The 19,301-nt window shown below is 60.0% G+C and carries 19 protein-coding genes; all 19 read left to right on the top strand.

The annotated features are described in order from the left end of the window. Window positions 1-78 precede the first annotated feature (78 nt). The 19 genes from BDB13_RS31110 (at window position 79) to BDB13_RS31200 (ending at window position 19,270) form a co-directional block, all read left to right on the top strand. Window positions 79-867 carry an SDR family NAD(P)-dependent oxidoreductase gene (locus BDB13_RS31110; protein WP_094275807.1) on the top strand — a complete coding sequence of 263 codons (789 nt, stop codon included), beginning with the start codon at window positions 79-81 and terminating at the stop codon, window positions 865-867. A gap of 54 nt (window positions 868-921) precedes the next feature. Then, entirely contained in the window at window positions 922-2,157 is a 1,236-nt protein-coding gene (locus tag BDB13_RS31115; protein ID WP_094275808.1) for an acyl-CoA dehydrogenase family protein, read from the top strand. Window positions 2,158-2,172: 15 nt separating this feature from the next. Beyond that, window positions 2,173-2,937: an SDR family NAD(P)-dependent oxidoreductase gene (locus BDB13_RS31120; RefSeq protein WP_094275809.1), complete on the top strand. Its 765-nt coding sequence runs from the start codon at window positions 2,173-2,175 to the stop codon at window positions 2,935-2,937. 264 nt (window positions 2,938-3,201) lie between these two features. Next, entirely contained in the window at window positions 3,202-4,524 is a 1,323-nt protein-coding gene (locus BDB13_RS31125; RefSeq protein ID WP_254923157.1) for a CaiB/BaiF CoA transferase family protein, read from the top strand. Further along, window positions 4,524-5,699 carry a CaiB/BaiF CoA transferase family protein gene (locus BDB13_RS31130; RefSeq protein ID WP_094275811.1) on the top strand — a complete coding sequence of 392 codons (1,176 nt, stop codon included), beginning with the start codon at window positions 4,524-4,526 and terminating at the stop codon, window positions 5,697-5,699. Before BDB13_RS31125 ends, BDB13_RS31130 begins: the two co-directional genes overlap by 1 nt. Then, the gene (locus BDB13_RS31135) at window positions 5,692-6,873 is read left to right on the top strand and encodes a thiolase C-terminal domain-containing protein (protein ID WP_094275812.1); all 1,182 of its coding nucleotides are present in this window, start codon (window positions 5,692-5,694) and stop codon (window positions 6,871-6,873) included. The genes BDB13_RS31130 and BDB13_RS31135 overlap by 8 nt, the downstream gene beginning before the upstream one ends. Next, window positions 6,870-7,295 (top strand): Zn-ribbon domain-containing OB-fold protein, encoded by a 426-nt coding sequence (locus BDB13_RS31140; RefSeq protein ID WP_094275813.1) that lies wholly within the window; start codon window positions 6,870-6,872, stop codon window positions 7,293-7,295. The genes BDB13_RS31135 and BDB13_RS31140 overlap by 4 nt, the downstream gene beginning before the upstream one ends. Window positions 7,296-7,807: 512 nt before the next feature. Beyond that, the gene (locus BDB13_RS31145) at window positions 7,808-8,254 is read left to right on the top strand and encodes a Zn-ribbon domain-containing OB-fold protein (RefSeq protein ID WP_094275814.1); all 447 of its coding nucleotides are present in this window, start codon (window positions 7,808-7,810) and stop codon (window positions 8,252-8,254) included. Beyond that, the gene (locus tag BDB13_RS31150) at window positions 8,251-9,393 is read left to right on the top strand and encodes a thiolase family protein (protein WP_094275815.1); all 1,143 of its coding nucleotides are present in this window, start codon (window positions 8,251-8,253) and stop codon (window positions 9,391-9,393) included. The genes BDB13_RS31145 and BDB13_RS31150 overlap by 4 nt, the downstream gene beginning before the upstream one ends. Window positions 9,394-9,440: 47 nt before the next feature. Further along, window positions 9,441-10,733 carry an acyl-CoA dehydrogenase family protein gene (locus tag BDB13_RS31155; protein ID WP_094275816.1) on the top strand — a complete coding sequence of 431 codons (1,293 nt, stop codon included), beginning with the start codon at window positions 9,441-9,443 and terminating at the stop codon, window positions 10,731-10,733. Further along, window positions 10,730-11,818 carry a phosphotransferase family protein gene (locus BDB13_RS31160; RefSeq protein WP_094275817.1) on the top strand — a complete coding sequence of 363 codons (1,089 nt, stop codon included), beginning with the start codon at window positions 10,730-10,732 and terminating at the stop codon, window positions 11,816-11,818. Before BDB13_RS31155 ends, BDB13_RS31160 begins: the two co-directional genes overlap by 4 nt. A 37-nt stretch (window positions 11,819-11,855) precedes the next feature. Then, a complete protein-coding gene (locus BDB13_RS31165) occupies window positions 11,856-12,158 on the top strand; it encodes a hypothetical protein (RefSeq protein ID WP_094275818.1) in 303 nt (100 codons plus the stop codon). Window positions 12,159-12,169: 11 nt separating this feature from the next. Further along, on the top strand, window positions 12,170-13,663 hold the full coding sequence (locus tag BDB13_RS31170) for a class I adenylate-forming enzyme family protein (RefSeq protein WP_094275819.1): 1,494 nt from the start codon (window positions 12,170-12,172) through the stop codon (window positions 13,661-13,663). Between the two features lie 91 nt (window positions 13,664-13,754). Then, window positions 13,755-14,792: an acyl-CoA dehydrogenase family protein gene (locus BDB13_RS31175; RefSeq protein WP_254923174.1), complete on the top strand. Its 1,038-nt coding sequence runs from the start codon at window positions 13,755-13,757 to the stop codon at window positions 14,790-14,792. A gap of 72 nt (window positions 14,793-14,864) precedes the next feature. Continuing rightward, window positions 14,865-15,755: an SDR family oxidoreductase gene (locus tag BDB13_RS31180; RefSeq protein WP_094275821.1), complete on the top strand. Its 891-nt coding sequence runs from the start codon at window positions 14,865-14,867 to the stop codon at window positions 15,753-15,755. Between the two features lie 28 nt (window positions 15,756-15,783). Beyond that, window positions 15,784-16,236 (top strand): MaoC family dehydratase, encoded by a 453-nt coding sequence (locus BDB13_RS31185; RefSeq protein ID WP_176459826.1) that lies wholly within the window; start codon window positions 15,784-15,786, stop codon window positions 16,234-16,236. 74 nt (window positions 16,237-16,310) lie between these two features. Then, complete coding sequence (locus BDB13_RS31190; protein ID WP_094275956.1) at window positions 16,311-17,189, top strand: TIGR03619 family F420-dependent LLM class oxidoreductase; 879 nt, start codon at window positions 16,311-16,313, stop codon at window positions 17,187-17,189. 309 nt (window positions 17,190-17,498) lie between these two features. Beyond that, window positions 17,499-18,518, top strand: a complete 1,020-nt coding sequence (locus BDB13_RS31195; RefSeq protein ID WP_254923175.1) for an IS110 family transposase — start codon at window positions 17,499-17,501, stop codon at window positions 18,516-18,518. A gap of 47 nt (window positions 18,519-18,565) precedes the next feature. Continuing rightward, the gene (locus tag BDB13_RS31200) at window positions 18,566-19,270 is read left to right on the top strand and encodes an IS6 family transposase (RefSeq protein ID WP_441347259.1); all 705 of its coding nucleotides are present in this window, start codon (window positions 18,566-18,568) and stop codon (window positions 19,268-19,270) included. Window positions 19,271-19,301 lie beyond the last annotated feature (31 nt).

Here is a 19,301-nt window from a genome sequence, read left to right on the forward strand (position 1 = left end):
CCCTCACGGCTCAAGTGCCGTTCTTGCGCTGAACCCGCAGTCGCGCAGCGGGAAAGAACAATTGGAAAGGTGTGTCGAGTGAGTCGAGAGAACAGTAACCGAGGTTCACTGGCTGGTCAGAACGTGCTGGTCACGGGAGCAAGCGAAGGCATCGGGCTCGGCATTGCGAAGGGAATGGTGGAGGCTGGTGCCAATGTCATGATCGCAGCACGTCGGCGACCCCAGCTGGAACTGGCTGCTGAGGAATTGCGTGAGGTGGCCGCTCCCGGTCAACTGGTCGAGATTGCTGAAGTAGACATCCGCGACCCTCAATCGGTCAGCGGCATGTTCGAACTCGCAGACCGCACGTTTTCCACGCTCAACATCTTTGTCGCCAACGCCGGTAGCGGATCGATGGTCCCGTTCCTCGAGATGACGGAGGAGGTGTGGGCCAATACAATTGACTTGAATCTCACCGGTACCTTCCGCTGTTGTCACCAGGCCGCGACGCGGATGGCAGCACGTTCGGACAAGAACGAAAACGCAGCGATTCTCGTGCTCTCGTCAGTCCGTGCGCTGGGGACGCGTCCAGGCACGATTCACTACGCGACCACCAAGGCTGGGCTCAATCAGTTTGTGCGCGTAGCAGCCTACGAGCTTGCTTCGAGCGGTGTTCGGGTCAATGCGCTCTCGCCCGGTATTACCGCCACCCCGATGGCGCTCGAGCGGAATCCGGAGGTCTTTGAAAGGATGTCCGCGACAGTACCGTTGGGTCGGGCAGGCAGCGTTGAAGACATGGCAGCGGCTGCGGTGTTCGTGTGTAGTCCAGGTGCGAAATTCATCACCGGCACCAACCAGATCGTAGACGGCGGAGAGTCGTTGTACTGAGTTGCAGATTCCCGGATACCGGGTAGATCTCGCTGTATAGATTTCGGAGATTGTATGACTCTGTCAGAGTTTCGTGAACAGGCCCGCGGTTGGCTACGCGAGAACGTGAGCGCCGTAACGGGCAGCGCGGACCGCGATCCATTCGATGTGGCGGTGTTCCATTCACTGCCATTCGACGCGGAGCAGGCGTTGCTCCAGGAACACAAGCGGTGGCAGCGTATCAAGTTTGACGCCGGATACGGTGCCCTCGACTGGCCTGTCGAAGACGGCGGTGCTGGATTGAGCGTTGAGCACGCCGATGTGTTTGCGAGAGAAGAATCGACGCTGTTGTCGTTGGCGCCTCACGAGCTGTTCTCGGTCACGATGCACTTGATCGCACCGACGATTCGGCTCCTCGGTACGCAGACGCAGAAAGAGACCTTTCTGCCGACGATGCTCCGCGGCGAACTCCTGGCATGCCAGTTGTTTTCGGAGCCCGGCGCAGGATCGGACCTCGCCTCGCTCGGCACCCGCGCCGTCCGCGATGGTGATGAGTGGGTGATCAACGGCCAGAAGGTGTGGACCTCGGGGGCACAGTTCGCAGACTGGGGTGAACTCATCGCGCGCACTGATCCAGATGTTCCGAAACATGCTGGTATGACAGGGTTCCTATTGCCATTGGACGCTCCTGGTGTTGAGGTGCGTCAGATCCGGCAAATGTCGGGAGGCACCAGTTTCAACGAGGTCTTCTTTACCGATGTCCGGATACCGGATCGTCTTCGGTTGGGTGAGGTGGGGGCGGGTTGGAATGTCGCGTTGACGACTTTGGCGTTCGAACGTGGGGGAAGCTCCAACACGGCAGCGGTCGGCGGTCAGTTCAGTCAGTTGGTCGCGTCTGCGCGTTCTGTCGGGCGGATCGATGATCCACAGATTCGGCAGATGCTGGCCAAGGTCTTCCTTCGGCAGACCTTGGCGGAGATCGACCTGCTGCGCGACCGGCAGGCACGGGAGGTGGGCGGTGCCCCGGGGGCAATCGGCTCGGTGCGCAAGGTTCAGTGGGTGGACAAGTTGAAGTTGGTGTCCGACACCGCAACCGCGATATTGGGGCGAAATCTTCTCGCTGATACCGGGCGGGCGGGAACCTACGCATGGAACGAGCACGTTCTGGGGGCGCCGGGGTACCGCATCGCTGGTGGTTCTGACGAGATCCAGCGCAACATCATTGCCGAGCGACTATTGGGACTACCCACAGAAGCGCGGGCCGACAAGGGAAAGTCGTGGCGCGAGTCGACGTCACGTTCGAGCGGCTGAACGAATCGAGGAATTATGAGTATCGATCGAAATAATCTCGCCGGCAAGGTAGTTCTGATCACCGGCGGAAGCCGTGGCCTGGGAGCTTCGATGGCGTGGGCATTCGCCGAGGAGGGCGCCCACATCGTGATTGCGAGCCGCAAGGTCGAGCCGTGCAGTGAACTCGCGGCGGAGATCGAGGCCAAGACAGGGGTCAAGGCGCTCGGAGTGGCTGCGCACGTGGGTGATTGGGCGTCTTTGCCGTCATTGATCGACGAAGTTTACGCGACGTTCGGCAAGTTGGACGTGTTGGTCAACAACGCCGGAATTGCACCCCTGTATCCGAGCATCGAAGAAATAAGCGAGGAACTGTTCGACAAGATTGTCGACGTAAACCTCAAAGGTCCCTTCCGCTTGAGTGCTTTGGTTGCCAAGCGAATGGCGGCGGCTGGCGGTGGATCAATCATCAATATCAGTAGTAATGCCTCCGAGCGGCCGGCCCCGGAATACATTCCATACGGTGCGGCTAAGGCGGGTCTGAACTCGCTGACAAAGGGTTTCGCTTCCGCTTACGGGCCCCGGGTGCGGGTCAACTGTGTGATGGCCGGGTCATTCTTCACCGACATCAGCAAGGGCTGGGACATGGAAGAATTCGACAATCTCGCTGGGGCCTGGCCAATCTCGCGTGGTGGCAATCCCGAAGAAATCGTTGGAGCCGTTCTGTACTTTGCCGGTGATGCGTCGAGCTATACGACGGGGACTATCCTGCCGGTCGACGGTGGCCGGATGGCCGTGGGTTAACCCTCTCACCACGAGCCCGACTTTCCTACTTGGATCGGTTGCTGCGAAGGTTCAGCGCCAGATCCCTTCGAACCCCGCGAATTGCCCCCGGTGCGCGGGGTTCGCGGCTTTGTGCGGGTATTCCCCTGCACTATAGCTATTGCGATATTTCCTCATGATAATTATGCTCGGGGTGTACCGGGATTGACCTGAGGCACGCAAATGGTCGGTGAGTGAACTACCCGCCCGGAATTCCCCCAAGACAACGAAGATTGGAGGCACGTCGTGACTGCAGTCGAGCACGCGCGGCCGATACAGACACAGCCGGGCAGTGGGCGCCAGCCCCAGCAGCGCACGGGACCGCTTGCGGGTGTGCGGATCGCAGATTTCTGCTGGATGGGTGTGGGCGCTGTCGCGACCCGCATGCTGGCAGATTTCGGAGCCGAGGTCATCAAGATCGAGGCGCGTGATCGCCTGGACATGCCTAGACGCTTGCCCATCTATAAAAATGAATTGCGCTCGTACGGTGACGAGGATCCAAACCCGGACCCGAACAAGGGCGGACTCTTCAACAACTACAGCCGTAACAAGCTCGGCATCACCGTGAATATGAAGACCGAACGCGGCCAGCAGTTGGTGCGGCAGTTGATCGGTGCGAGTTCCGTTGTGACAGAGAACTTCGCGCCCGGAGTCATGGAGAAGTGGGGACTGACGTATGACGATCTGCGTGCGATCGATCCCGAGATCATCCTTGCCCGGATGAGCGGGTTCGGACACAGCGGACCGCACCACCGGTTCAAGAGCTACGGCCCGGTGATCCAAGCGGTGTGTGGATTGTCCTTCATTTCCGGTCTGCCGGATCGTGAGCCGTCCGGCTGGGGATTGTCATATATGGACAATCAAGCGGCCTATTACAATTCGATGGCACTCTTGATGGCGATCATGCAGCGAAACGTAACCGGCAAGGGGCAGGAGATCGACGTCTCGGCGGTAGAGGCCGGTATCAACTTGATAGGCCCGGACTTGCTCGACGTTTCTGTAAACAACGCTAAGACTCGTCGACCCGGCTATCCCAACGGAAACCGCTTGGACAATCCTCAGGCAGCCCCGCACGGTGTCTATCCTGCTGCGGGCGAAGACAAGTGGCTCGCAATCGCCGTGTTCGACGACGCGGACTGGTCGCGGTTTGCTTCAGCCCTCGGAAACCCCGAATGGGCTTCGTCCCCGGACTTCGCTGATCAATCCTCCCGTTTCGCCAACCATGACAAGCTTGATGAACACATCTCACGATGGTCCGCACGTCGGCCGGCACACGAGTCCATGGAACTATTACAGGCCGCTGGGGTCGCAGCAGGCGCCGTCCGCAACTCGCAGGACCTCACCGAGTCGGACCCGCAGATCAACCTTCGGGAAACATTCTTCGAGCTCGATCACCCCGTCATCGGTGTGGCAAAGTTCGAAGGCTCACCTATGCAGTTTTCCCGGACGGTGCAGGACAATTGGCGCAGCGCGCCGCTACTCGGAGAAGACAATCAATATGTATTCGGCAACATCCTCGGACTCGACGAGGACGAGATTGCAGTGCTTACCGCAGAGGGCGTGATCTGATGGAACTCGCATACAGTGGCCTGGTTGTCGTGGAGCTTGCTGACGATCCGGCTGGTGAATATACGGGCAAGCTGCTTGCCGACCAGGGCGCACAGGTTATCAAGATTGAACCTCTCGGTGGTGTGGCGAGTCGACATATCGGCCCCTACGCCGGTGGTGAAGTCGACCCCGACAGGAGTCTGAATTTTTGGACTTACAACACGTCGAAGCATTCGGTCACTCTGGCGGTCGGGGAGGCGGAAGGTCAGGTAGCGCTCGCTGAGCTGATCTCCCGCGCGGACATACTCCTGACGACAGGCAGACCCGTGGACCTCCAAGCGCAGGGTTTAGACCTCGAAAGTCTCTGCTCGGAGAATCCTCGCTTGATTGCGCTGTCGGTCTCACCATTCGGGTTGACCGGGCCTTGGGCGAACTACCGGACTTCTGATCTAGTCGGTCTTGCAATAGGTGGGCTTCTCACTACCTGCGGCTACGACGATCATTCGATTCCGCCGATCCGACCCGGCGGAAATCAGGGCTACATGACCGCCGCGAGTTTCGCGTTGTGCGGACTGCTTCTTGCACTCATCGAGCGGCAGAATACCGGACTGGGACAGCTCGTCGACGTGTCGATGCACGAATCGATCGCGGTCACGGGCGAGTTGGCCAACCCCTACTGGTTCTACCCGAAGGCGTTGGTGCAGAGGCAGACCTGTCGGCATGCCCAACCTGAACCGACACAACCGGCCTTGTTCCAGTGTGCAGACGGGGTGTGGGTGTATTTCGCCTTGATTCTCGCGGACCAGAATGCGTGGAAGGCATTGACTTCGTGGATGGAATCGGCCGGTGTTGCAGCGGATCTCGTAGACGAAGAATATCTGTCTTTGGCACACCGACAGGAGAACTTTTCGCATATCCAGGAACTGCTCGAGGTGTTCTTCCTTATTCAGGATTCGGGTTCGGTTTACCGTGAGGGGCAGGGCCGCGGTCTACCAATCGGACCGTTGCGGGCCCCGGAGGAATTGTTCGACGACGAGCACCTCGCCGAACGTAAGTTCTTCGAGCCCGTCGAGATGTCCGACGGAACAAGCACGCTTTTTCCCGGTACGCCGTACCGATTCTCCGGTGGTAACGGAGCGCCGACTCGGCCTCCGCTCCTTGGTGAGCACACCGAGGAGGTGTTGTCTCATGGATGATCGTTGGCAACGTGACGTCTGCGCGATTGCAGGAGTCGGGCAGAGTGCCTTCTCAAAGTATTCGGGGGTCAGTGTGACGGCTCTCGCCGCGGATGCGGCCCTCGCTGCACTGGCAGATGCCGGGATCGATCCTTCCGAGGTGGATGGCGTCGTCCGTAATGACATGGACCTCGTGTCCTGCGCTGCGCTCGGAGATGCGATAGGCGCAGGCAATCTGACGTACTACGGTGAGGCGGGCCCCGGCGGGTCAGGTCCCTGCGCGATGGTTGCGCAGGCTGTCGCCGCAATCATGAGTGGACAGGCGAAAACCGTAGTGGTCTTTCGGTCGCTCAACGGACGCTCCGGCAACCGGTTCGGACTCTCTGCCGAACTGGATCCCGTCATCGGTGGAGCAGAGACGTTCACCGAATTCTTCGGTCCGTATGGGTTGCTCTCTCCCGGAATATTTTTTGCGCTCATCGCGCAGCAGTACATGAACGAGACGGGACTGACATCCGAGCAACTTGCGAACATCGCGCTGGTTGCGCGCAAGCACGCCAACAACAATCCAACCGCGCAAATGTATGACCGTGCAATGACTTTGGACGACTACATGGGTTCGCGTATGTTGTCCACGCCGCTGCGTCTGTTCGATTACTGCCTCGAAACCGATGGCGCGTCGGCGGTCGTCGTCACGACAACCGAGCGCGCAAAGGATCTCCGGCAACCCCCTGCCATTATTCGGGCAGTGGCGATGGCGAGCGGACCCCGACCCCAGCCGGGGCAGATGTACCCCGTTCTGATGCGAGAGAACCCGTTGTCGATGCCGTCGAGGTATTGCGCGGAGACACTCTATACGCGTGCAGGTCTCGGGCCGCAGGACATCGACTCGGCGCAGCTGTACGACTGCTTTTCCATCACCGCGCTGCTGCAGATCGAAGATTACGGCTTCTGCGCGCCGGGTGAGGCGGGAGGGTTCATCGAATCCGGCCAGCTCGAAGTCGACGGAGCGATGCCGTTCAACACGAGTGGAGGCCATATGTCGGAGGGATATATCCACGGAATGAACCACGTCGTCGAAGGCGTCCGCCAGATTCGCGGACACTCGTCGAACCAAGTGGCGGGGGCGTCGGTATCCCTCGTGACGTCGGCGCCACCGCCGTCCACCGCTGCGCTGATCCTGGTATCGGCATGAGTGCCCGGCTGGCGCCGCGGGTCGACGACCCGGCGAGTCGCGGTTTCTTCGAGTTGGCGGCGAACGGCGAGCTCGGCGTACTCACCTGCGCGCAGTGCAGCACTCGGACTCATCTGCCCCGGCCCCGATGCGTCGGATGCGGCGGAAAGAATCTCGAATGGGCCGCTGTCGTGGGCAGTGGGCGAGCGAAGTCGTGGACCGTGGTGGAGCATCAGGTTCATCCGCTGTTTCCGGTGCCGTACACAGTGGTGCTGATTGAACTCGACGATGAAGAGAACATCCGGATGGTCGGGCACTTGCCCGGACGGGTGGCTGTTGACGAGTCGACCGAATTTGTGGTCGATTTCGAAGATTTGGGTCCAGACAGAAATGGCAACGCCACAGTTCTGCCTACCTGGAGAATCGCGACGGACAACGGGTAGGGCCACGCGTAGGGGAATGGGCTGAGTAGGTATCTATCCTCTTCGCCGAAACGGGGATCTTGCGTACCTTTGTGGCCGCGACTGATGTCCCCCGGATTTGCAACGGCCGGGGAGAAGGCATACCTCGATACGTTCACGTTCCTGTCGATTAGCGATGGAAAGATCACCGAGTGGAGCGACTTCGGCTGAGTCGACCGCTGTCAGAGCACAAGCCGGTTCACCTGAAGCCCGTGGTCGCCAACAACTTCGTTGTCCCTCGAACTCAACGAACCAGCGCGGTGTTTCAACGGTTGCGCATGCCGAACATTTTCAGATAGGCACCTAGTTGCCAAATTTCCTCATGATAATTATGCTTGGGCGACTGCAAGTGATCTGCCGCACAAGATTGGCCGGTTAGTGATCTAGCTGGCCGTGGCCAGTCAAAGACAAGCAGAGGCGCGTCGAGGCTGAAAAGTCCACGCAGACAGTCCACGTGCAAGCGCACGGAACAAATACGAAGCAGGAGTTCGAGAGTGCTCTCAACGCAGGCAACGTCATCGAGCAGGTCTATCGACGGGGACGTCTTTCGCATCGACGGGGGAGGTGCTGTTTTGCTCGGTGGCAGGTGTAGTGATTGCGGGACCGTCACCTTCCCCTTGCAGGGCTCGTGTCCACGATGCAGTGGCGGGACGACGGTAACCGTCGACCTTCCGAACTTTGGCACGTTGTGGTCGTACACCGTGCAGGCGTTTCGACCGAAACGTCCATTCCTGGGCCCGGAGGAGTTCGTCCCATTCGGTGTGGGTTACATCGACCTGGGCTCGGTTATCGTCGAGGCCCGACTAACGGTCAACGACCCGGACCAACTCGAGATCGGTGATTCCATGACACTGACCACGGTGATAAACCACTGCGACACTGATGGTTCCGAAGTCCTGACCTATGCGTTCGGTCCGAGCAGTCATGAGGAGACCAAATGAAGGTTGCGATCGTCGGAGTAGGCATTCACCAGTTCGGGCGGACTGAGGGGGTTAGCGGCCGTACGCAAGCGGTCTATGCCGTGCGAGAGGCGCTGGCTGACGCGGACATTGAGTGGAGCGACATTCAATTTGCCTACGGTGGAAGTGATTCCGCTGGAAACGCGGACACGCTGGTCTCGGAACTAGGACTGACGGGATTGCCGTTCATCAACGTCTCAAACGGCTGCGCCACCGGCGGCAGCGCATTGACGTCTGCGGTGAACACGATCTTGTCGGGCAAACATGACCTCGGCATCGCGATCGGGTTCGACAAGCATCCCAAGGGTGCCTTCAACGCCGATCCCAAGGCAAATGGATTGGGACAGTGGTACGGCGAGACCGGCATGATGGTGACGACGCAGTTCTTCGCGATGAAGATTCAGCGGTACATGGCGGAACACGACATCAGTGAGAACACCTTGGCGAAGGTGTCAGTGAAAGCGTTCCAGAACGGATCGCTCGCACCCCACGCGTGGCGCCGAAGTCCGATGACGGAAGAGCAGATCCTGGAGTCGACGATGGTGAGCCATCCCTTGACCCAATTCATGTTCTGCTCCCCGGCGGAGGGGGCAGTCGCTCTGATCCTTGCACGCGCGGATCAGGCGAAGAAGTACACCGACACCCCAGTGTTCCTTGACGCTGCAGAGTTGCGCTCACGTCAGTTTGGCTCTTTCGAGGTATTTAGTCCGTGGGTCTCGCCTGAAAGTGCGGAGGGCCCGACGACGGTCGCTGCGCGAGCAGCTTTCGAAGCAGCTGGCGTCGATCCCGCTGATATCGATGTCGCGCAAATTCAGGACACCGAGTGCGGCGCCGAAATTATGCACATGGCCGAGACTGGGCTCTGCAAACACGGAGAACAGCAGGCGCTGATCGTTGCCGGCGAGACTGCTATCGGTGGACGAATCCCAATCAATACTGACGGCGGCTGCATCGCGAACGGTGAACCAATCGGCGCGACTGGGCTTCGACAGGTGTACGAGAATGTCGTGCAATTGCGCGGTGCTGCCGGCGCCAGACAGGTTCCCGGAAACCCCAAGCTGGCCTTCAGCCACGTCTACGGAGCACCTGGCATCAGCGCGTGCACGGTGTTGTCCCGGTAGTCCTCTACAAAACTTACTTCCTTCACTACGTACGCTAGGAGCACCCGATGAGTTGGGACTTTGAAACCGATCCCGAATTCCAGGCCCAGTTGGAATGGGTGGAGGACTTCGTTCGCACCGAGGTCGAACCACTCGACCGGATGATCGATCATGCCTGGGACGTGACGGATCCGAAGCGCAATGAACTCATTCGCCCTCTGCAGCAACAAGTACGCGAGCGAAACCTATGGGCATGCCACCTCACGCCCGATCTCGGCGGACGAGGCTACGGACAGCTCAAGCTCGCTCTTCTCAACGAGATTCTCGGACGAACGCACAGCGGGCCAGTGGTGTTCGGTTGCCAGGCCCCGGACTCGGGCAACGCAGAGGTACTTGCGCACTTCGGTAGTGCCGAACTGCAGAAGCGCTATATGGAACCCTTGATCGAAGGCGATATCATGTCGGCCTATTCGATGACCGAGCCGGCCGGTGGTTCCGACCCGACTGGATTCATCACCCGCGCCGTGCGAGACGGGGACGATTACGTCATCAACGGTGAGAAGTGGTTCTCTTCGCACGCAAGATTCGCGTCGTTCCTCATCGTCATGGCTGTCACAGACCCGGAGGCCGCGCCGCACAAGCGAGCATCCATGTTCCTCGTACCGATCGATACCCTGGGCGTTGAGATCGTTCGCAATGTCGGAGTGTCCGGACATGAGGACCATGAGGCTACTCATGCCTACATGCGGTACACGGATGTGCGAATTCCCGTGGTCAACAGGCTCGGCGACGAGGGTCAGGGTTTCGAGGTCGCGCAGACTCGATTGGGAGGGGGGCGCATCCACCACGCGATGAGGACGGTGGGGTTGGTCAAGGCATCGTTGGACATGATGCTCGAGCGCGCGGTCTCCCGTCACACGCGCGGCCAGCGCCTGGCGGACCTTCAAATGGTGCAGGGGATGATTGCCGAATCATGGATCCAGCTCCAGCAGTTCAGGCTTCTGGTGCTTCAGACCGCATGGAAGATCGACAAGTACAACGACTACAAGAAGGTTCTGGTCGATATCTCGGCCGTCAAGGCGGCGATGCCCAAGGTGCTGCTCGACGTGGCTTCGCGCGCGGCCCAGATCCACGGATCATTAGGTATTTCGACCGAGTTACCGTTCGGGCGTTGGATCATGGAGAGCTACCATATGGGGCTCGCTGACGGTGCTACCGAGTTGCATCTGCAGACGGTGGCAAAACAATTGCTGCGCAATGCAACTCCGGCACCGGGGCTCTTTCCGACCCGTCATCTTCCGGCCCTGGACGCAGCGGCACAGGCGAAGTATGCGCATCTCGATCTGGCAAGCCTGTTATGAGTACCGAGATCAATGAGGATCAAGTGGAGCTTGCACCGGTTCGCGCTGGGGAGGAGCTTGCCTGGGATAAGCTCGAATGCTATCTGCGCGAGCAGCTTCCGGAACTTTCTGGCACCTTCTCGGTTCTCCAGTTTCCACGCGGATCAGCAAACCTGACGTATCAGGTCACTTTTGGTGATCGGCAATTAGTGGTGCGGCGACCACCCTTCGGCACGATTGCCGCAGGTGCCCACGACATGGCACGAGAGTACAAGGTTCTCTCACGGCTGCACACAGAGTTTCCTCGAGCGCCGCGCGCGTTATTACATTGTGCCGACGAGTCGATCATCGGCGCAGAGTTCTTCGTCAACGAGTACCGCGAGGGGATCGTCGTCTGGGACCATATCCCTCACTCGATGCGTGGATTCGACAATGCCAGCCAACGTATCGGACTCGCCGTCATCGATGCACTCGCCGACTTGCATGAAGTTGATCCAGAGAAGGCGGGGTTGTCCGACTTGGGCAGGCCTGAGGGCTACCTCGACCGGCAGCTCAGCGGATGGCAAAAGCGTTGGGCTGCTGTGGAACCGGAAGCGGACTCGCCGGAAATTGTGGCCGTCATGCGGGAAGTGGCGGCTCGGCTCGTGAAGGGTCAGCCGCACAGTCAGCGCAGCGGGATCGTGCACAACGACTACAAGATCGACAATTGCCAATTCAAGCCGGGCGATCCGGATCGTGTGACGGCGGTTTTCGATTGGGACATGGCGACAACCGGTGACACGCTGTCGGATCTGGGCACGCTGTTGAACTATTGGCCGGACAGCACGCTCGATCCAGACTCGGATGCGGCCTTCATCGCCGTTCCCGGGATACTCGGACTCGGCCTGCCGCCCCGTACCGCGGTCATCGACCGATACGGGAAGAGCAGCAGCCTCGATCTGACCGATATCGCCTGGTACGAGGCACTTGGATGTTGGAAGACGTGTGTGATTCTCCAACAGCTCTACGCCCGATTTGTTCGAGGTCAGACAACCGATGCCCGGATGGGGGAGCGGGGCGCGCTAGTTGCGCCGCTCGCTCGTCGTGCCCTCGGGTTGTTGTCCTGATGTCGAATGCTGCGTTGAAATCAATGAGGAGTAAGCGATGAAAACTGGTGCCAAAATGCGCAGCGCGGTCTGCAGCACCGAAGTCATGGTCATTCGTGCTGGTAACGGAGACAGTGTCCTGCGTTGTGGTGGGGTACCGATGCTGGCACCGGACGAGGCGGTAGAAGCGGTCGGCGTTCCTGAGGCCGGGTTCGACGCTGGCAGCGTGATGGGTAAAAGGTATGTCGACACGGAATCGGGAGTGGAAGTTCTCTGCGTCAAGCCTGGTGCCGGCTCTATCTCGGCCGATGATCGGCCACTTACGTTGTTGGTGCCCAAGGCACTTCCCTCTTCAGACTGATTGGTACGACCATGAATCTTTCGATGCTGTTGGAAATGGCTGCAGACGCCGGTGGTGATCGAATTGCCGTCGGCACCCGACGCGACGGACTGACCTACCGTGAACTGCTCGAATTGAGCCGTCGCTACGGCTCTCAGATTGGACAGCTCGACGCGCAGGCGTTGGCGTATCTCGACCTGAACTCGCCGACCTGCGTTGCGCTGCTGTTCGGATGCAGCTACGCCGGTGTGCCGTTCGCTCCCATCAACTACCGTTGGACTGACCAACAAGTTGGCCGCGCGCTCGAACGGCTCGCACCGGTTGCGGTCGTTGCGGGCGGCGACTTCACGGCCCGAGTCGAGCCCAGCAGCAGCATCAGCCTGCTCAATCTAGCTACAGTCGGCGCCGCCACCGAAGCTATCGAGGCACGGAATGAGGACTCGCCTGCTGTATTGCTGTTCACCAGCGGTACCAGTGGTGACCCGAAGGCCGCGGTGTTGCGAAGCAGCAATCTTGTTCCGTACGTGGTTAGTACCATCGAGTTCTTTAATGCGGGTCCGGAGGAAGCGATTCTGGTTTCGGTTCCGCCTTATCACATTGCTTCGGTGAGTTCAGCTCTCACATCGGTGTATTCGGGGCGTCGTATCGTTCAACTTCCTGCTTTCGACCCGGAGTCATGGGTGGATCTCGCTGCGGATGAGGCGATTACGCACGCAATGGTGGTTCCGACGATGCTGGGCCGGATTCTCGATGTACTCGAACGACGTGGCCAGAGGCTCGACGCACTGCGACACCTTTCGTACGGGGGAGGCCGGATGCCGGTGGAGACGGTCGAGCGCGCTCTCTCGCTTCTACCCGGCGTGGGGCTGGTCAATGCTTACGGCCTTACCGAGACCAGTTCTACGATCGCGGTTTTGGGGCCCGAGGATCATCGGATTGCGGCAGCCAGCGAGGACCCGTTAGTTCGCGCGCGGCTCGGTTCGGTAGGCCTTCCGATCCCCTCTATCGAACTTGAGGTGCGATCCGAGGACGGAACGGTTTTGTCGGCAGGTGCGGCTGGCGAGGTCTGGGTCCGCGGCGAACAGGTGTCGGGCGAGTACCTTTCGCACTCGGCGGTGCAGGAGGACGGTTGGTACCCGACCCGCGATCACGGACATCTCGACGTTGACGGTTATCTGTTCTTGCACGGACGCGCCGACGATGTGATCGTCCGAGGGGGCGAGAACATCGCACCGGCAGAGATCGAGGACTGCCTGCGTAGCCATGAGGCCGTGGCCGACGTTGCCGTCGTGGGTGTACCCGACCCGGAGTGGGGTGAGAGGGTCGAAGCTGTGGTGGTGCTCGCACCGGGGGCGGCGTCGGATTCAGCCGAATTTCAGGAGATGGTACGAGCGGCCCTTCGCTCCACCCGGGTGCCCGCTCGAGTTCATTATCGCGACGAGTTGCCCTATAACGAGCTCGGCAAGCTTCTGCGCCGTGAGGTTCGCATCGAACTGACGGCGCTAGTCAAGGAGGTCTCCGCATGATTCTGGAACATTCGGGTGCTACACAAGATCGAGCGCGTCTCCGTGAATCGGTCATCGCGATGGTCCGCAAGGTCAATCCCCCGAGAAGTTACTGGAGCGGGCCGAGGGGGCAGCGGCGGGAAGATTCGATACGGAACTATGGTCGGGCCTGAGCGGAGATTTTGCAGCGCCTGCGCTGGCTGTTCCCGAGGCGTTGGGCGGGGTGGGTGCCACCTTCGCGGAGACCGCTGTGGTCGTGGAAGAACTCGGCGCTGCGTTGGCTACCGTGCCTTTCCTCGGCACCGTGGCCGCCACCGAAGCTTTGCTTGCGGCAGACGGTTGCGATGTTGCGGCGAAGTGGATTTCGAGGATTGCCGCAGGCGATGCCACCGCTACCGTGATCTTTGACCCGGTGTTGATAGGCGATGATGCCTTCGTTGACGATTCCGCGCCCTTCGCTGCGTACAAGAGCGCCTCGGGCTGGTCTCTGTCGGGCTCGGCAGAATTCGTGATCGACGGTGCCACAGCAGATCTCATTCTGATTCCGGTGCGCGACGACTCAGGTTGCACACTGTACGCAGTCGAGGGCGAGCACGTTCGTCGGACTCCCATGAACACCGTCGATCTCACACGACCGCTGGCGGCGGTCACGCTTGAGAATTCCCCAGCCGAGATCATCGGCAAGATTGGTGAGGCCGAAAACTTGCTAGCCCGCACTCGCGACATGGCGCTGCTCGCAATCGGTTGCGAACAGCTAGGGCAATCGAAAACCACCCTGAACATGGCTGTCCGGTATGCGCGCGAACGGATTCAATTCGGCAGGCCTATCGGATCATTCCAGGCGATCAAGCACAAGCTCGCCGAGGTCGCGGTAGCGGTGCAGAGCGCGGAGTCGGCAGTTGAGCACGGAATATGGGCAGCAGCAGAAGGTAGTGCCGAGGAACTTTCACGGGCCGCTTCGATGGTCGCTGTGGTGTGCGGTCCAGCAGCGGTTCTTGCTGCAGCAGAGTGCATTCAAGTGCACGGCGGGATCGGGTTCACGTGGGAGCACCCCGCTCACCTTTACTACCGGAGGGCCCTGAGCAGTGAAGGTCTGATGGGTAGGCCGGAGCATCATGCGGAGCGACTTCTCGAGCTCGCATTGGCTTGAAACACTTCAGAAGCGCTTGAGCAGTTCCGCGTGTGACATTTAATCAGCAGTTCACCTGACAAAGGAGAGACCGTGGGAATCTGTGACGGACGCGTCGTCATCGTCACCGGCGCTGCAGGAGGGATCGGGCGCGAGCACGCGCTTGAGTTCGCCCGCCAGGGCGCGAAAGTCGTGGTGAACGATCTTGCGTCGACCGACGCTGTGGTCGAGGAGATTCGGGCCCTGGGTGGAGAAGCGCAGAGCAACTCGGACAACATCGCGGACTGGGACGGTGCTGAGAATCTGATTGCCAGTGCGGTCGACCATTTCGGGCGTTTGGATACTTTGGTCAACAATGCTGGCGTTCTGCGCGACAAGATGCTGGTCAACATGACGGTGGATCAGTGGGACGCCGTCATACACATCCATCTGCGCGGAACCTTCTGCCCGACGAGACACGCGGCCGCGTACTGGAGGCAACAGCACAAGAGCGGGACGCCGATCGCAGCGCCGAGAATCGTTAACACGTCATCACCGTCAGGTTTGTACGGAAACATCGGGCAAACCAACTATGGTGCGGCGAAAGCAGGGATCGCATCCTTCACTGTCATTGCGGCCGAGGAGCTTTCCCGATTCGGCATCACTGTGAACGCCATCGCACCGAGCGCGCTCACCCAGATGACCGAGGGCCTGACCGGCTATGTCGCGATGGTCGAAGAAGTGAAGGCACGCACCGGATTCGATGTGGGGTCGCCGGCCAACATCTCGCCGCTCGTGGTCTGGCTGGGAAGCGACGAATCAGCCAATGTCACCGGTCGCGTATTCAATGTGCACGGTGGATCCATCAGTGTCGCAGAGACCTGGGTAGCGGGTCCCGGCGTATCAAAAGATGCGCGATGGGAACCGGCGGAGCTCACTGAGGTTATTCCGGACCTCCTTGCTCGAGCTCGACCCAACTCGACAATGGCCGGGACACCCCGCTAGTCAAGTCACAAGTCACAAGGAGTGGGCAGTGCGTGCATTCAACAATGTCGATGAACTCATCGATGCGGTCGGCGAACATCTCGGCTACGGACCGTGGCTGGAGATCACCCAGGAACGGATAAACAAGTTCGCAGATGCAACAGATGACTGGCAATGGATCCACGTCGACCCCACCCGGGCCGCGGACGGACCCTTCGGTGCGACCATCGCACATGGATACCTAACCGAGTCGATGCTCCCCAAGCTCGGTGAAGACATCTTCCGGGTCGATAACATCCGGATGGGAATCAACTACGGGTCCAATAAGGTCCGATTCCCCCATCCGGTTCGAGCGGGTTCTCGCGTGCGTGCGGGCGCAACCTTGCTCGCGGCTCAGCACACCCCCAACGGCATTCAGGCGGTGATCACTATGGTCGTCGAGATCGAAGGTGCGTCGAAGCCCGCGTGCATCGCCGAAACGGTACGACTTCTGGTTCCCTGACGCAGAGATCCATGCTTCACCGATCGGTGAGTGAACGCCCACTGATGTATCAGGAAATCACGAGAGGAAAGCCAGTGACTTCACTTGGATTGTGTGCGTTCGGCATGACCGGTCCGGACCTGTTGGAGTTGGCAAGATCCGCAGACCAATTCGGATTCGATGCGTTATGGCTCGGTGAACACATCTTTCATCCGCTTGGGTACGGGAGTGATCATCCGACCGATGGGACGCAGGCTCATAGTCACCATGTCGGCCCGATTGTCGACACCGCGACCGAATTGACCGACCCTTGGACCGTGCACGCGGCGATTGCCGCTTCGACGTCACGAATCAAACTCGGTACCGCCGTGTATTTGGCCCCGCTCCGTCATCCGTTGCTCACCGCGCGCACAACGATCACCGTTCAGGAACTGAGCGGTGGCCGAGTACTGCTCGGCGTCGGTACCGGTTGGCTGGAGGAGGAGTTCACCGCGCTCGGAGTGCCCTACAAGACGCGGGTGTCGCGGACAGAGGAGTGCATCGAGGTGCTGAGGGCTGCGTGGTCCGGTGAACCGTTCGCGCACAAGGGCAAACACTTCGATATCGGTCCGGTACAGGTGCATTCGCGAAAGGTAGACATCCCCGTCATTCTGGGAGGAAATGGTCCCAAGGCGATGGACCGGGCGGCGAGGCTCGGAAACGGATGGTTCACCTCAGGTACGCCCTCGTTCGAAGGATCGTTGGAACTAGTCACCGAGGTCACGCGGATTCGCGAAACATACGGCAAGACAGATGACTTCGACTGCTACGTGCGAGTGGATGCGACGAAGGAGAGTCAGCTGCAGCGGTACCACGATCACGGAATGACCAACTTGGTCGTGTGGGCGGATTCGATCTGGAAGGGTGAATCGGTCGAGGAGAAGCGTGCAAATCTCGAGAAGGCAGCCGACGATCTGGGCGTGCGGTCGGCCTAGCTTATTGCCTCGGGATAAATAGGGCGACATAAGCGTTCGCTGATTTGTTTGCGCATCGAGATACGTTTTTTCAGAGCGACATTCGTACAGTCGAGAGCGAAGTCTTTCTGGATGTACTGTGCGGGACCCGCCTTGAGTTGCTGGTTGACAAGTGATCACGATATAGATATTCATCATGATGAATGCTGCGTCGAGGTTGGAGTCGAAGGGCTCACAGCAGGATCGGCAATTTGCAGGATTGTCCGAATGTGAATTCGTACTCATGCCTCACTGTCGCTGCACGCCGCCACGATCGAGCGTGGTGAAGGTCTGGTCGTAGGGCGCATCGCCAGCGCAGGCCACCCCGAACTGATGATCGAACCGGCATCCTTCAAGGCTGCGCGAACACGGTGGGGTTCAGCAGGAGCGAACTCCGATGCGGCTGATGTGTTCATGCTCGCCGACTACGCCCGCACCGACAATCGCCGCCTGCGCCGGGTCGAACCCGTAGCGCAAGCTACTCGAGTCCTTGCCGCGCTGGTTCGTGCACGAATCGCGCTGGTCCAGGCACGCACGGCGTCCTGGAACCAGTTGTGGGCCATCTTGTCCGAGCACTGGCCCGGCGCGGCGAGGGTGTTTGGAGAGGTCGACATCCAAGTCGCATTGGCATTCTTGGCTGACTACCCCACCCCGCAGTCGGCGGCGCTCCTCGGCGAAGGTCGGATGCGCCAGTTCTGCCGTCGGCACAGCTACCGTGGCGGCAAGTCTGCAGCCGAGCTGGTCGGGCGACTCCGAGCAGCGCCCGCCGCCGCGAACCGCATCGCGCCGAAGGTACTCGAAGTGATCATTCGTGGATCCATCGCCCAGATCAACCTGCTCAACACCGAAATTACCAATCTCGAGCATGAACTCGCGGACGCCCTGGCTGCACATCCCAAACTGTGCTGCTCAAGTCTCTTCCCCGTGTCGCCAACGTCAGCCTCGCAGCGCTCATCGCAGAGATCGGACCCCTGCTCGAGCGATGCGACAACCTTCGAACAGGTCGCCGCCCTGTGCGGGGCCGCACCGGTCACCAGGGCCTCGGGAAAATCCCGCTCCGTCGGCTTCCGCTACACCGCCAACAAGCCGGCAGGCGCCGCGATTACCGGCTTCGCCGAAAATTCTCGACACAGTTCGGTGTGGGCCGGCGACTGCTACCGACGTGCCCGTTCGCGGGGTGCTCGGCACCCACACGCGGTACGGATACTCGCCCGAGGATGGGTCCGAGTGATCTGGGCCTGCTGGACCACCGACACTCCTTACGCTCCTTCCCGACACCGCGGCGAGCAACTGCTTGTCGCCGCGACTTGACCAAGAGGGCATTGTCAAGTTCTTGAGAACCGCTGATCTGGGATGATCTGGTGGTGTCGCAATACAAGGGGTTCCGGTTTCCGCGGGAGATCATCTCCCACTGCGTGTGGTTGTATCACCGGTTCACCCTCTCGTTCCGGGAGATCGAGTTACTCATGGCCGCCCGTGGGATCGAGGTGACCTACGAGACGATCCGCACCTGGTGTGCGAAACTCGGGCCCGAATACGCCCGCCGACTGCGCCGACATCAGCCGCAAAGTGGTGATACGTGGCAACTCGACGAAGTCTTCGTCAAGATCCGCGGAGTCCGAAAGTACTTGTGGCGGGAGGTCGATCAGCACGGGAATATTCTCGACATTTTGATCCAGTCCAAGCGGGACGGTAAGGCCGCAACCAGGTTCTTCCGGACACTTCTGAAGAAACCAGGCCGTCAGCCGCGGGTTTTGATCACCGACAAGCTCGCTTCGTATCGGGTCGCACACCGCACCACCATGTCGACAGCCGAGCACCGGCAAAACAAATACTTGAATAACCGCGCAGAGAACTCCCATCAACCGGCCCGGCAACGGGAACGGGCGATGAAAGGGTTCCGCAGCGTAGGTTCAGCGCAACGGTTTCTGGCTGCTTTCAGTCGAATTTCCCCGCACTTCCGCCCGCCCCGCCACCGTATGACTGCCACCGATTGCCGCACCGAAATGGCCGCCCGGTTCCAGGTGTGGGATCAGGTCACCGAAGTGACTCTCTCTGCCTGAACACCGCTCCGCGTGATGGCCTGATGCGCGC

The organism is Rhodococcus sp. OK302, from assembly GCF_002245895.1.
Lineage (GTDB): Bacteria > Actinomycetota > Actinomycetes > Mycobacteriales > Mycobacteriaceae > Rhodococcus_F.